At 54.7% G+C, this 14,441-nt stretch carries 9 protein-coding genes; 3 read left to right on the plus strand and 6 right to left on the minus strand.

What is annotated here, in order from left to right; genetic code table 11:
- Positions 1-9 precede the first annotated feature (9 nt).
- On the minus strand, positions 10-612 hold the full coding sequence (locus ABD971_RS11585) for a sigma-70 family RNA polymerase sigma factor (RefSeq protein ID WP_345322180.1): 603 nt from the start codon (positions 610-612) through the stop codon (positions 10-12).
- Positions 613-940: 328 nt separating this feature from the next.
- Between ABD971_RS11585 and ABD971_RS11590 the strand changes: the two genes are divergently transcribed.
- Both ABD971_RS11590 and ABD971_RS11595 read left to right on the plus strand, forming a co-directional pair.
- On the plus strand, positions 941-1,324 hold the full coding sequence (locus ABD971_RS11590; protein ID WP_345322182.1) for a BlaI/MecI/CopY family transcriptional regulator: 384 nt from the start codon (positions 941-943) through the stop codon (positions 1,322-1,324).
- The gene (locus ABD971_RS11595; RefSeq protein WP_345322184.1) at positions 1,324-2,070 is read left to right on the plus strand and encodes a hypothetical protein; all 747 of its coding nucleotides are present in this window, start codon (positions 1,324-1,326) and stop codon (positions 2,068-2,070) included. The genes ABD971_RS11590 and ABD971_RS11595 overlap by 1 nt, the downstream gene beginning before the upstream one ends.
- Positions 2,071-2,239: 169 nt before the next feature.
- Here ABD971_RS11595 and ltrA read toward each other — a convergent pair whose 3' ends face one another.
- A complete protein-coding gene (gene ltrA / locus ABD971_RS11600) occupies positions 2,240-3,556 on the minus strand; it encodes a group II intron reverse transcriptase/maturase (protein WP_345322186.1) in 1,317 nt (438 codons plus the stop codon).
- Positions 3,557-4,004: 448 nt separating this feature from the next.
- Between ltrA and ABD971_RS11605 the strand changes: the two genes are divergently transcribed.
- The gene (locus tag ABD971_RS11605; protein ID WP_345322188.1) at positions 4,005-7,901 is read left to right on the plus strand and encodes a M56 family metallopeptidase; all 3,897 of its coding nucleotides are present in this window, start codon (positions 4,005-4,007) and stop codon (positions 7,899-7,901) included.
- A gap of 128 nt (positions 7,902-8,029) precedes the next feature.
- Here ABD971_RS11605 and ABD971_RS11610 read toward each other — a convergent pair whose 3' ends face one another.
- The 4 genes from ABD971_RS11610 to ABD971_RS11625 form a co-directional block, all read right to left on the minus strand.
- Positions 8,030-8,506, minus strand: a complete 477-nt coding sequence (locus ABD971_RS11610; protein WP_345322191.1) for a hypothetical protein — start codon at positions 8,504-8,506, stop codon at positions 8,030-8,032.
- Positions 8,506-8,673: a hypothetical protein gene (locus ABD971_RS11615; protein ID WP_345322193.1), complete on the minus strand. Its 168-nt coding sequence runs from the start codon at positions 8,671-8,673 to the stop codon at positions 8,506-8,508. The genes ABD971_RS11610 and ABD971_RS11615 overlap by 1 nt, the downstream gene beginning before the upstream one ends.
- A gap of 147 nt (positions 8,674-8,820) precedes the next feature.
- Positions 8,821-13,749 (minus strand): serine/threonine-protein kinase, encoded by a 4,929-nt coding sequence (locus ABD971_RS11620; protein ID WP_345322195.1) that lies wholly within the window; start codon positions 13,747-13,749, stop codon positions 8,821-8,823.
- Positions 13,746-14,357 (minus strand): RNA polymerase sigma factor, encoded by a 612-nt coding sequence (locus tag ABD971_RS11625; RefSeq protein WP_345322197.1) that lies wholly within the window; start codon positions 14,355-14,357, stop codon positions 13,746-13,748. Before ABD971_RS11625 ends, ABD971_RS11620 begins: the two co-directional genes overlap by 4 nt.
- Positions 14,358-14,441: the final 84 nt, after the last annotated feature.

Genomic DNA, 14,441 nt, shown 5'->3' on the forward strand with positions numbered 1-14,441 from the left:
TGTAGAACCCTATTCGCTATCGTCAGAATGAATTTCTTCGCGGATCTTCGCCAGCACGCGACATCGTGCAACGCGAACCGCTCCGGGCGTCTTTCCTAGCGCATTGGCGACTAGCTCGGCGGACTGGTTCTCAATTGCCGTTAACTCGAAACACTGCCAGACGGAATCGCTGAACTGATTGCGAACTCGCCCAGCGGCTTGTTGAAAACGGACGCGTCGATATTCGAGTCGAAACAAGGTCGCCGTTTGATCGTCGGCAGCAGGAACCTGAGCGAGCAGCTTTTGGATGTCGCTATCCCCGCTGCCAATCGGTCCTCGTCGACCCGAGAACGGACCTCGCGTCAATTGATTGACGACGAGGTTTCGCGTGATTTGGTAAAGCCAGCGGCGAAATGAACCTTCGCAATTTGATTCGAAGGTCCCAATCGCCCGACCTACAGTGGTGAGAACATCTTGAGCAAGGTCGTCGGCGTCGGCGTACTGCAAACCATTGGCCTGAGCGACGCGAATCACCAGCGGCCGATAGATAGCAGCGAACTCATTCCAAGCTTCTTCAGAAGCTGGGTCGTTCAGGCTGACCAGCAGCGACGCTCGTGTTTCCGGACCTTGCAAATTCGATTCTCCTATCTACAGAACACAAATTTACCTCAAACGTTACAAAAGTTCTTGGGCCTCGTTTGGCGATTCCGGTCCGAGTCCCCATGCTGAACTGATTCAACCGTGGCCAACGGCAAAGTGGCTAACGAACATTCGAGTTGGCGGTTTGGTCGTTTGCCCCCGATTTAGCCATCCGGAGCAACCGCCTAGCAGCAAGACGGCAGACGAAGGCAGCGGAATTCGAAGGCCGAACACTTGACGCAGCGAAGGCTTTCGCTATCCTGATTCTAGCGAAAGCGTTCGCTTGCCTCAAGAGAGCGTGCTTTGGAAACGGGAAAAAACAATGCGTGAAGTTGGATCTGCTCAGCCGACCGCCGTCGAGCTAGAGATTTTGAAAATTCTTTGGGAAGCAGGGCCAAGTCCCGTGCGCGTCATTCACGCGAAGCTGTCCGAAACGAAAGAAACCAACTACTCAACCACCGTGAAGATGCTGTCGGTGATGCTGGGAAAGGGATTGCTCAAGCGGAACGAAAACGCAACGCCGCACATTTGGCGAGCTACCATGACGCGAGATCGTGCCGCAAAAACTTTCCTCCGTGATCTGATTGACAAAGTCTACGACGGGTCGGCGATGACCTTGGTCCTGCAAGCACTTACAAGTGGTAAGGCGACCCAGTCTGAAATTGAGGAAGCTCGTCGGTTGCTCGACGAAATGGAGGCCAAGTAATGAACGCTTTCCTAAACGATTGGTCTCCATTAAACGCGGTGGTCGAGCGACTCGGATGGATTCTCGTGCATTCGGTTTGGCAGTTCGTCATCATTGGGCTCGTCGCGGCCTTGCTGATGGTGGCGTTCCGATCCGCCTCGTCGAAGGTCCGTTACGGATCACTGTTGAGCCTGTTCGCTCTTGCCAGCATGGCTCCGGTTGCGACGTGGTTTGTTCTGCCGCCAATAACGGTTGAGCTGAACCAGCCAGTTGAGTTGATGGTCACCCCGGCGGCTTCGACCGCTGGTGTCTCGAAACCATCCAATGCTGTTTCTCCTCCGGGCTTGGAGACGGAAAAGGCAGTTTCTCCGAGTATCGTGCGCGACCCTACCTCGACGAACCCGCCACCACGGCGCGATTTGACGAGGTTGAAGCAGAAATTCAGCCACGCACTCGTTCCATATCTGCACACGATCGTGATTGTCTGGTGCTTGGGAGTTATTGCTTGTTCTTTGCGACCGCTGATTGGATGGAGAATGGTTCGCCGGCTGCGAAGCGTCGGCACCTCGCAACCTTCGCCTGAGATCGTCGCCCTGTTCAATCGTGTTACGGCTCGCCTGCTGGTCAAGCGGGCAGTCGCAGTTCTGGAATCGACGATTGCGAAAACGCCGATGATGGTCGGATGCTTTCGACCCGTCGTGCTTTTGCCGGTAAGTCTCGTCGCAAATATCCCCGTCTCACAGCTTGAATCGATCTTGGGCGAGTAGAACGGAGTCTCTCGGATGTTAGGATACGCTTTGTGTTCACGGTTTGCCACAGATTTCTCCTTGTGGTGTCACAATATTTGATCCTTGTCCAATTGATCACCGAACCCTCTCAGAACCGGACTGGCGCCGTTAACGCATCCGGCTCCCAGCCGACACCTCTCACCTGGCATCACTTCGCACTCCCCATCGCGATCAAGTCCGTGATCTGTCCCGGATTCGGCAACGGGTGTCGCTCGAGATAAAGGCCGTAAGCTTCCCAACTGAGGTTTCGCCCTTTCTGACTGCGACGACGCATCCAACGAAGACCTAACTTTCGTGCCGCCTCTCGGAACTTCATCAGCATCTCCCAATTGTCATTGACATTGTAGTGCTGAAAGTGTCCCTGGAGTTTGCGGACCAGCGTTGGCCAGACCTCGTTGTGCGGCGTCGTTAACTTGGAGCGGAACCAGTCTTTGAGCTCGCGGATTTTCGATCGAAACTTCTTTGCCGATGTTCTCCGTTTCAGTTTGAACTTTCCTGCGCGGCTTGTGCCGCAGTAATGCATGAAGCCAAGGAAGTCGAATGTGCCCGGAGCCCCTTCACCCAATCGCTGGCAATCGCGACTGGCAAAACGGCCGAAACGGAGCAACTTCGTCTTCTCCTCAGCTAACTCTAACGAATACCGACCAAGACGTTTGGTCAACACCTCACGAAAACGCAACGCGTCCGATTCTCGCTCGAACGTGCAGATGAAATCATCCGCGAAGCGGATGATCAAGGCCTCGCCTTTAAGACGAGGCTTCACCTGCTGCTCGAACCACTCGTCCAGCACGTAGTGCAAGTACACATTGGCTAGCAGTGGAGAAAGAACCGAACCTTGCGCAACGCCTTCCGTGGTGGCGTAACGTTTGTCTTGAATCATCACTCCGGCGTGCAGAAACTTGGTAATCAGCCGCAGCATACGAGAGTCTTCGATACGTCTCCCGAGAAGCTCTTGGAGCTTCCCAAAATCAACGTGGTCAAAGAACCCTTTAATGTCCGCGTCGAGCACCCAGTTGACTCGCCGGCGTGTGATCGTCTGGCCCAGATCGGCCAGTGCTTGGTGGCAGCTTCGCTTGGGACGGTAACCGTACGAGGTATCATGAAAATCCTCCTCGTAGATGCGTTCCAAGATCATGACGATCGCCCTCTGGACGATCTTATCTTCCACACAAGCGATTCCTAAAGGTCGCGTTTTACCGTCTCCTTTGGAAATCTCTCGGCGTAAACTCGGCTGAGGACGATAGCTGCCGCGATGGATTCGATCTTCGAGATCTTGCAAGTTGCCTTGCAAATTCTCTTCGTAGTCGTCCACCGTGACCCCGTCGACCCCCGGTGCCTTGTCTCGCTTGAGTCGTCGGAAAGCGTAAAACAGCAGCTCTGTATTGAGCAACGAAAAGAGGTTGCTAAACGTCGCTGATGCGTCGCCTTCCGCTCTCGTGGTGATGCGATCCAGTCGATCATACACCGGCGTTCCACTTCTGTGAGTGGCAGGTGGTCGGCTGGAATCGCGTGTCGGCCTGACCGCCTTCCCTCGTTCGGCATTACCCGAAGTCAACGGTACTATGCAGTCATCCGATTCCCAAAGAGTCATTTGCCTCTGTTGCCTTTTCGGCTTCGCGGGCATACTCGATTTGTCATGATTGGAGTTCATAGTCAGATCAAGAATCTTTGGGCGTCACTGGTTGCCTTGAAAACATAGTGTGTAGCGCGAGTGGATCTTCGACTCCGGGACTCTCGCTGTCGCTCGCCAAGACGCGACCGCGAGTTTCGCCTTCCAGCATGAACAGACCGTGGGCAGTATCCAACAGGAAACCATATTTTCGGAGCTCAATCTCGTTCAGGGCTCGACAGCCAGTCGATACCTTTCACCCTCACTACCTTTCTGTTTACGCTTCAACCAACCACTTCAGCTAATGATGCTTATAGGTTGGCTGCAAAACTCGATACTGAGCCTGTGGCTAACAGTTACTCAGGCGGGATTCACACCCGCTAGTCTTCAAGACCTTGCCAGTCCGCACGCTCATGAATTGGCTCACGTGAGGCGGAATGACTACGCGGTCAATCTGTTGCAAACACTGCTTGAGACCCTCTTTTTCTACCACCCGGCAATTTGGTGGCTTTCCCGCCGCATCCGAATTGAACGCGAACATTGCTGCGATGACCTTGTGATCGCGACATTGAACAATCGGAGCGAATATGGTCGAGCGTTGATCGCGGTCGAGCAGTTGCGGAGTCAACCACCGTCGCTTGCGATCGGTGTCAATGATGGAACTCTGTTGGCTCGCATTCGTCGTATCGCGAGAGTTGCCGCTCGCAGTGACCAGCAAGGTACCTCACGTTTGCCAATTGCATTGTTGGCTCTCGCCGGCCTGTGTCTTTCGGTCGTCGTCATGCTGAGCCTCCAAGCCAATGCGGACGAAAACGACGGCAATGAAACCTCCGCCTTCATTGCAGAAGTTGCCGACGACATCGAAGTCGAGTTAGTCGCTGTTGGCTATCACCCATCGGCCGAGAAGGTTTGGTGGAAACCGAACGGCGATCCGCTATCGCAACCGCCAGATTTGCCAGATAGCGGCTTTTCTGTTGGCTCCAACGAAGAAGCAAAATCACGTAGTCGAGAGTTCTTACTCAAGATACGCGGCCTGCCTCAAGATCACCGAGTGCGAACCAAGTACAAACCGCCGTCCGCGTCCGGGTCGAGCTATCTGAATGGCCTTTGGATCGGTTATCACGGTGCGGGCCCGTTCGATACAACGACCACCAGCATCTGGGTTGGCATTTCTACAGCGCCGTATGGACCCTGGATGACATTCGACACCGATGGCGTGAAGAGCGAGAAGATCGAAGTGCCCACGCCGTTGCGGTCGATTTACGACAACGTCATCGTTAAGGATATTGAGAGTGACGAGATAACCACCTCACTCCTCGTTGACAATGACCCGTACAACAGACTGTACGACTTGGCCGATTTCGAACTGTATGCTGTCGACAAAGCCAGCAAACAGCATCGAAGGTCCAGCGAATCGGTGCCAGCGAACGGTGGCCCACGAGAGTTGACGTTCAAACTGCCGATCACCGAAATCGTACGGTTCGAATATCGGGTGCGGCCATACACGAAGTGGGTCATTTTCGACAACGTGAGTCTCCAACCGGGACAGCAGACCGACGTGACGATTTCTACGGAAACAAAGGACGATGCGAGAGATTCCACAGACGCAACACCAGCGCTAAGTGAGTTCGGTCCGGAGTCGCATGGGCTGCGTTGTCGACTGATCGCATTGCCCGTCGACGTCAACGAGGATGATCCGAGTTTTCAGCAGACCGTTTTCGAGTTTGCTCGATCGTCCAACATGACGTTTGGCGTCGAGTTGAAAAACTTCAGCGACGAGCCGATGGTCCTTGCCGGGGTCCGTTATAGCGATGGGTATGCGGAAGAAGTTCGAGGCAAACTGCGGACCGAGATGCTCGCGCCACATTGGTTCGACTTCGACTTCGTTGATCTCAACGGCAAAGCAATCGCTCGACCGTGGCGAGAATTTTTTGACGGATGGATAGTTGCTAACGGGGCGTCGACGCACGAATTGTCACCGGGACAGTCTTTGAAGATCGCTTTGAAGCCGGCGAAGTTTATGGAACCATTCGACCATGAATTGCTGCCGGGAAAGTACGCCGTGAAAGTTCGCTATCGCGGTCCAGGCGAAACGCTGCGCGATCGCGTTCGCGAGCACTGGCCTGACAAACCAATTCTGGATGCGTGGAAGTATGAGGTTGCATCGAAACCGATTGAATTTTCGATCACTGGATCGACAGATCCGTCCGCAGAAACAGACTTAGTCTGGGGACCGGTGCAACAAGGCCTGCAAGCCGCGATCGGTTACCAGCTATTTGAAGACAACGTTGGCAACCCATCGAACGTGCCAAGCGTCCCAGTTGGTACTTCCGTCGGAGTTCGGTTTCATGTTCGCAATGCTAGCGACGAAGTAATCACGTTCATCAGTGAAACGGGACGCCAAGGTGATGCGGTATTAGTGACGGATTCTCAAGGAAACAATATTGATGTTCGAGAAACGTTTTTTACAGGCGAGCCAATTGACGTCGAGTGGCGGCTACAGCCAGGAGAGGTTGCCGAACTCGCCGTCCTCGCACCGGCAGTCAACAGCATCAGAGAACCAGGCCACTACAACGTGCGCTATACGATCCGATTCAACAGTCGAGTTCAGAAAGATGACGCTGGCAACGTCATCTTCCCTCGTCCCGGCGACTACGATGCGGAATTGGAAACGGGAGTGACACCGCTATACCTCCATGATGCTTCCGACGCATCAAACGACGACATATATCAAGATTCTGCGGCATCCACGACGGACAATGACGCAAGGAAACAGGGAGCCTCGGCGGGCAGCGAGTCGAAAAAATTCCAACTAGTCGAGGGCGAAACTAGCACGCCTCTGGAAGGAATCGAGTGCATTGCCAACATTTTCAAACAAGGAACGCCCACGAAGATCGTCGCTCGGACGACGGACAAAGAAGGGATCATTGAAGTTCAAGTCCCTGAAGACGGAGGAGCATGGATCACCGACGTGCCCAGTGGTTGGTTCACTTCTGCGCCTTCGGTGATCGCAATCGAACTGGATGAGAACGGCATCACGAAGCACGAGCAAAACGCAGTGAACAACATTGGACCTACAATCGTCAAACTTTGGCGAGGCACCGAAGTGGATGGTCGATTGCTGTGGCCCAATAAGACTCCGGCTGAAGGCGTGAAACTCAGCGCTGGCGTCTACATTAACAGCCAGTCATGGAAGAAAAATCTGGGAATGGACTTGGCCTTCTACTCATTCGACCACGGCGATTGGCCGAACTGGAGCCGCACGATTATCACCGACGATGCAGGTCGGTTTCGTGTCACTGTTCCGCCACCCCAAGCGAGGTTATGGTTTCGTATCGGCACAACATCGCTCGGTTTTAGTCCGCAGATCAGCCAAGGCGAAGATGAATCCGTGACGCGGCGACTGTCGAAATGCGTACCGCTTGAAATTCAGTACGGCGGCATTGGTCAAAGCGGTGTCATTAACTTTGAAGACGATTCGGACGGCGATCAATTTCTTCGCACAGGCGATCTGCAATTGCAAACCGGCGTCATCGTAAGAGGACGTGTCGTGAACGCTGAGGGAAAGGGACTCTCGGACGTCAATCTAACCACCACCGGACCGCATGGTCCGCATTCGGGGCGCAGCACAATTAGTGGTGATGATGGCGAATTTGAGTTTCCAGCGATGGTGGCCGGGAGAATGACTGTCCATGTGGATTCTCGCCTGCGCGACGTCAGCAAGCCGGCTCACCAGCAGATCGTTTCGCGTGAGGTACAAGCCGTGTTCGCAGATCAGTCGTTCACAATCGCGGAAAATGGCTCGTCTCACGAAATAACCGTTCGCTCGATTCCGCACACGGAGATCACCTTTCAGTGGGTCGACCGCCGCAAAGATAAAACGCAACCGATCGCCTATTACGGCACTTTCCGACTTCGCGGATACATACCCGATGAGAACGGCGATCCGTCAACGTACTGGACGGGCGAAACGCAACTCGTCGATCGTGGCGGAGAGCACCTGTTGACGATCAAGGTGCCATCGCAACTGCTCAAGCCGGAATTGATGCTGCCCGCCGACCGACGAGTCACGGCAAGCTACAGTGATTCCAGCGGAGTCACGTCCGGTCCCGGCATCGTGCCTCTCGGCGATATCGCCGCCGACACAACTCGTACAATCTTCGGCGACCTGCCGAGAGCCAAGCGTAACAAAAACGACTGATGATTCACCCTGACGAACTCAACCCATGGCATCACTCACGCTCCTGACGTTTCTTTCGTTGCCAATAGATAGTCGAGCGGAGCAGGTCGAATCTTTCCCGGCAAACCGGGAAAGTGCGGTTAGGGAGTTTAGAAGTACTGGGCGTTGAAGAGCTTCCAATTCGACGATAAATCAATCCAGAACGTCACGAGTGCATCGAGAGTCGCGAAGATCAGGATGGATTGAACAAGTCTGATTCTCGTTCGTCCCGCCGTGCAGTATGTGACGATGGCGATCAGTAGCAACGCCGGGGCGATTGCCATGATCGCCATCGCCCACGGGTGAATCATGCTGTAGTCAGGTGACCGCGAACCATGAGACCAGCCGAAAGCGTGAACTGCGGACATCAAGCCTTGATGAACGACAGACTTGAGGATCGATTTGGGGAACTGGACAATCGCGAGTGGCGGAAACTCACCGATCCAAACAGCGCCTGCAAACGGCAAGGTCAACGCGCTCGCCGTGTAATAGATACAGACACAGACGACGGCGATGCTGGGCCACGATCGTGCAGTCTTGGCCGACGAGTCAGTCGATTGGCTTCTCGTGTTTTCGTATGGATTCATCAAGCCATCGCAGCCACACGTCGACGCGAGAATCTTCGAAAACCGTAAAAAGCGAGATTCGCAAGTGCTGCCACAAAGATAATCTCGGCAATGCCGGGATGGACGATCTGGGAAATAATGGCACCGATCGGGGACGCGGTCGTTAGCCAGAAGAAGAAAGAGTTCATTTGTTAGTTTTCCAAATCGTGGGGTGGAAAGTGAAAGACCATGATACAGTAATTAGCGTGCAAATCGTGAATAGTCAAAACATCAAGGCGGTCCAATTTGGGTGGCAAAAGGGAAAAATAGTTGCTGGCAACTCATCCGTCTTCGTCTCAATCGCGACGGAATATCCACATGCCAAGATCGGTGCTGATAGAGAAGTCGGCAGGGCGTTCAGCCGGTGTGGCAGGGAGGCAAAACCGAAACCCGCTCTCAAACTCTTCGACAATCGCACGAAACGTCGGATTAACGAGTTCCTCGGGCGGCTCACCAGAGTCCCAACTTGAACGAAACTGCTGCATCTCTAAACGACTAATCATTGGATGAAGATCGATCTGTTTCGGTGAGCCACCAGGGCCAAGCTCGAAGCGGAAACTTACCGCGGGGTCGTCATCGTCGGTGATGAAAGTGATGCGATAGCCCACCACGAGGCCGTGCAACTTGGTTGACTTCAACTTTCCGTCATCGTCGTAAGCCTTCATCTCAACCTGCCACTTTCCCTGTAGCTTGGCTTTCCAGTTGTCTTGGTCGCCGTGAACCTTTTTCGGGCTGGTGACTGGTTCGGAGTTGCGGGGAACAACTGGATTCGGTTCGATCAGTCCGGCGTATCCCGGGGAATCAGTCGGCGACCATGGCAGCGGCCCCTGCGTTTCGCTCTGATTCGATCCCTTTGCTGGCGATGCTTGGTCGGCACCGCTTCGAGACACGGAAGTTGGAACTTCAAATTCGACGCGGAAGGTTTCCTGCGGCCGAAGGGTGGTTCGCTGCCGAATGAGGTGAGCCTGCGCGTAGCCGTCGCCGCGTTCACTGTATACCCAGTCGGTTGGATCGATAATTCGTTCAATAAAATCTGACTTGAGCTGAAGATTCGTTTTCAGCCAAGGTGTGTAAGCACTCTCTCCGTCTGGATACAAATCGAGCGATTCGTAAACCTCGTAAGTCGGTTTTCCATAAAATCCGGTGACGAGAACCGATACCTCGCCCGCCGGGATGGTAAAGCTGGCTGGCAACTTCTTAGGTCGACCGAGTGACAACGACGCTAATCCGACTTCGGCCTGGGCACCAACTTTTGAGAAGAAGTGTTTTGCCGACTCCGAATCGGTTGATTGAGAAGGTTGCGTGGAGCTCGGTCGGACACTTACCCACCTCGCCCCCTCAACGGCGTGCAACTTGCCGTCGAAGAGCAAGAAGCGACGAAACTTTGGCCAATCATCCGGCGCCCAGATCCATTCCAAATTGGTAAAACCGAGGATCTGGGTCGACTGCGGAACCTCGCGACGCACATCGATGTGCAGATTAACAGCAAACTCCTCGATCCCATTCCGCAAAGTAGGAAACGATTGATAGTAGTTTGCTTCGGCGTTTGGCTCTGGCGTCGCAATGGGTAACCACGCATCGCTCGATTGACGATGACGCCGCGACGCGGTACCAAATGGCAGGTCTAAGACTTGTTCGGGATCGGGAAACGACGGTGAAGCATCGATTTCCAGTGTCGCTTGCCTGGGAGAGGGAGCGACGAACGTTACCTCTAGTCCCGTTTTTAATTCGACCTTGAGTTCTTGCACCCTTGCGTGCCAACCATCGGCTGTTTCCACGTCGGCATAGTAGTCGCCGTACGGCAGCACTTGATTGATGGCCACGCCGTCAGCCCCGGCGGTGTACGAGATCCCGAGGTTTTCAGAACTTCGCCGCAGCATGACCGTTGAACCGGGCAACGGTTTGCCATCCTCGTTTAGCACCGAAATTTTCACCGGCGGAAGCTCAGGTGATTGCTGCGATGGCAGAGGGCGATCTGAGCCCGCCACAACCAAATCGATCCCCTCGTTGTCTTCTGCCTCTCGCGGCAAGCTGTTTGGCCAGTCTTTCAGCAGTTCACTAAGGCTGGATGGTTCACTCGACGACCAGAGATTGCTGATCCGCCAGCCATTTGGATGGTGCAGCAGAATGAAGGCATAGTCTCCCGTTTCATTGATTGCCGTGGCACGACCCTCGTTCACAAATACGCGAGAGACTGGAACGGCGATGGCGGCGCCTAACTCTTTGTGTTCGATGAGCCAAGCATAGGCATCGCCAAGAAACTGATGTCGATTTTTGATGCCGGTGGTTAAGTATCGCTCGGCAGATTGATTCCCTCGCTCCACTATTTCGTCGCGAGGGAACCTTTGCACCGCCGTTTTGATCAACTTGAGAGCTTCGTCGGCGTCGACGCCCATTGCTGAAGCAAACATCATTTCGAGTTCACGATACGATCGAAAGTCACTGAAGTCTCCGACTTTACTAGTCAGCACGTCGATGACATCAGCCATGAATCCTTGCACGAGGTCGCCAACCAAGTCGTCGTTCATCATCAACGTGAGCGTCGCGTAGTCACCCTGCTGCTGACAATCACGAATCTTTCGCGATAAAGCTTCGGCCGACGTAAAAGCTGACCGCTCGAAGTCGACGACATTCTCGTCGGTCGTCGAATGCGCGCCGGTCGGGTAGGGAGACTCTTTGGCACCGGGCGATTCAATGACGTCCGGCGAAGGAACATCAGCCTCTCTGTCAACCCAGAAATAGTGTTCCAGTTCAGGCGGCAAGCGTGAGCCGGTACCGGTCACGCCATGTTTTCCGGGACGAACCCACCAGTGAACTTTGCCGTCGCGGTAGGTTACCTTTAGCTTGACGGGAAAGTTCTGAGCGGTCCATCCAAGGACTGACGGATAGGCTGCAGCATCTCCCGGCCAAATGTCGTCCGGTTCCTTGGTGTGCCGGCTGAGCGCCATTGAGTAAATTAGCTCACCGATGCTCTCAGGCAATAGCAACCGTAGTTGGGACCGCAGGTGTTTTCGAAGTTTCTCTAACTTCTCGCCGGGATCACGAATCTCATGGAAAATGCCTCCCGTATCCAAACGAGAAAAGTCCGTCGTGGTACGCTCCAATGCGATGTAGGATTGCCATGTTTCGGTAAGCAACTTGTTGACGGCAGCCTTTTGATCGTCGGATAATTGGAGTTGCTCGGCGTACCGCTGGCCGATGGCGACGTTTCCATCGCCGTCCCAGAAAAAATATCGCCAAAAGATATTGGGTTCGGTCGCATCGTCTTCTGTCGCCGAACTTTTGGCCTCTGATCGCCCGCCAGCGAGGCCCTCCTCAGCATTAACCCTTAAAAACTGAACCAATATGACGCTTGGTGTTGGATGGAACTGGAGTGGACGGAAACGTTGTTCGTCAGGCTCAGAGGCGTAACAAATCTGTAATCGATCGCCATCGCACCAGAGAATCCCCGGGGTTGCGCGTCTAGTAGGATCGAAACCAAAATCCACGGCAAACGCACCATCTTTGGCTCCTTGCCGCTGGTCGGGACCGATCCAGTTGATTTCTATACTGGATTCCATCGCAAGATTGCGCATCGCGTCGTCTTCGATTGCCATGGTCATCGACTCTATGATCGTCGTATCGCTTTCCGCAATCGAGGAAGCGCTGATGCCGCCCAGGTCGTCGTAACCCTCATCCATGACCGATTCAATTCTCCATCGTCCCTGTATTCTCTTCCGTACTGCATCGATACCCGCGGGTGCTTGATCTGCGGAGGCCGGTGATTTCCGGGTCACGATCCGCACGTCTTCCCGTTCACCGCGTCGGATCGTCAGACGATTTCCGATCAACTCATAGGCGTCCGATTTGCCGTCGATCTCGATGACGTACTCTCCCGATCGGACTCGGGTCGAATTCTCGCCGGGAGCGACCGTAAGGTGTTTGACGACCTCATCGCCTCGACGAATACGCACCGGCACCTTGGCGTCCGACTCGATCGATATCGTTCCTTTGTCGGTTTCGATTACGATCAGTGTTGCCAGCAAGGCAAGCAACCCGCCAGCTCCGAGCAGCAACAGCCACTTCTCGACCGGCGGACGACGACCGGCCGCAGGCGTCTTGGTCGGCGGTTCACCGACCTCGTCCGGGGCTTGGAGGTGGGCTTGCCACTTGCTCAGAAGGTCGGCAACTTCTTCTGCGGAGTCGTATCGGTGACCCGGGGCCTTGGCGAGCAGCCGTGTCACGATCGCATCGAGCCACGGTGGCACATCCGGATTGATGCTTCGTAGCGAACGCGGCTGATCGTTGCAGATGCGATTGAGCACGCCCATCGACGTTTCGGCTCGGAATGGCGAACGCCCGGTTAGCATGAAATAGATCACGCTGCCCAACGAAAAGAGATCGCTGCGATGATCGATCGTGTCGCCGTGTGCTTGCTCGGGCGACATGTACTGGGGTGTGCCGGCGATGACGCCGCTTCGAGTCATGCTGGCGTCGTCGACGGCGCGGGCCAGTCCGAAGTCGGTTATTTGCACCCTTTCGACGCCGTTTTCCAGCAAGACGTTTGCTGGCTTGATGTCGCGGTGAACTAGTCCCTGCGCATGGGCTGCCGCGAGACCATCGGCAACCTGCGCGGCCATGCGAACGGTTTCAATCACCGAAAGTGGGCCATCCGCTTCAACCCGCTGCTGCAAACTCCGCCCTTCGACAACCGGCATCACGAGGTAAGGAAGGCCATCGTGCTCGTCGACGTTCTGGATAGGAACGACATGAGGATGCACAACGGCCGCAGCACTCTTAGCTTCACGGGAAAAACGCTTGCGAGCGGGGGCGCTGGTGGCAAGTTCCGGCGCGAGAACTTTCACGGCGCAGTGGCGATCTAAGGCGGGGTCAAAGCCACGCATCACGATGCCCATACCACCGCGTCCGAGGATCTCAACGATCTCGAAACGGCCGAATCTTCCCAGTGAACCGGAATGATCGGATTCCTCGAGAAACGTGACGCGAGGTTTCTCGCTGAGGCCCTCAATGCCCGCCACTTCGAAATCCCCATCATCATCATCATCTTGTCGCATCAAGTCGCAGACATCGTCCCAGGTCATGCCGCCCGCCGATAATGAGTCGAGTTGGTCCTGACACATGTCGCATGTCTCGACATGCTGCTGAACATCAATCTCTTCGCTGTCGAGTTCGTCGCGAAGCAATCGACCAAGCGTCTGTTCGTCATAATGGAAACGGGCAATCATTCTTCACTCTCCAGTGGATCGTATGCGATCTCTTCACGAATTTTTGTCAGCACTCGACATCGAGCGACACGAACAGCACCAACCGAACGCCCAAGTTCTTCCGCAATTTCTTTTACCGAGCGATGCTTGACGGAAGTGAGCCAAAAACACATCCAGGTCGTTTCACTAATTTGCTCGCGAACCTTTTCAGCGGCCATTTGAAAACGAACCCGCTGGTACTCCAATCGGAAGATGGCCGTCGTCTCTTCGTCGGCGTCGGCCACTTGTTCGAGTTGTCTGATAACTTCGCTGTCTCCCGTAGCGACCGGCCCGCGGCGACCCGAGAACGGGCCACGCGTCAGTTCGGTGACGACCAAATTGCGTGTGATTGCGTACAGCCATCTTCGGAATGAACCAGGTCCCTGACTCTCAAACGAAGCAATGGCCCGCTGAACACGCCCGAAGACAGCCTGGGTCACGTCTTCCGCGTCCGCATCCTGCAGTCCTTTCGCCCGAGCGACGCGGTAGATCAGCGGTCGGTAAATGCCGACAAACTCGGCCCAGACCTCTTCCGCAGCCGGATCGGTCAAGCCAGCAATTAGCGACGCTCGTGTTTCGGGGTCCTGCAATACGGTTTCTCCTACCTACAAAACTCAACTTTTTGACAAGCGTTACAGCGCCTCCGTTTTTTTGCTGACGACGGAGCGATTGGC

Source organism: Novipirellula rosea, assembly GCF_039541335.1.
GTDB lineage: Bacteria > Planctomycetota > Planctomycetia > Pirellulales > Pirellulaceae > Novipirellula > Novipirellula rosea.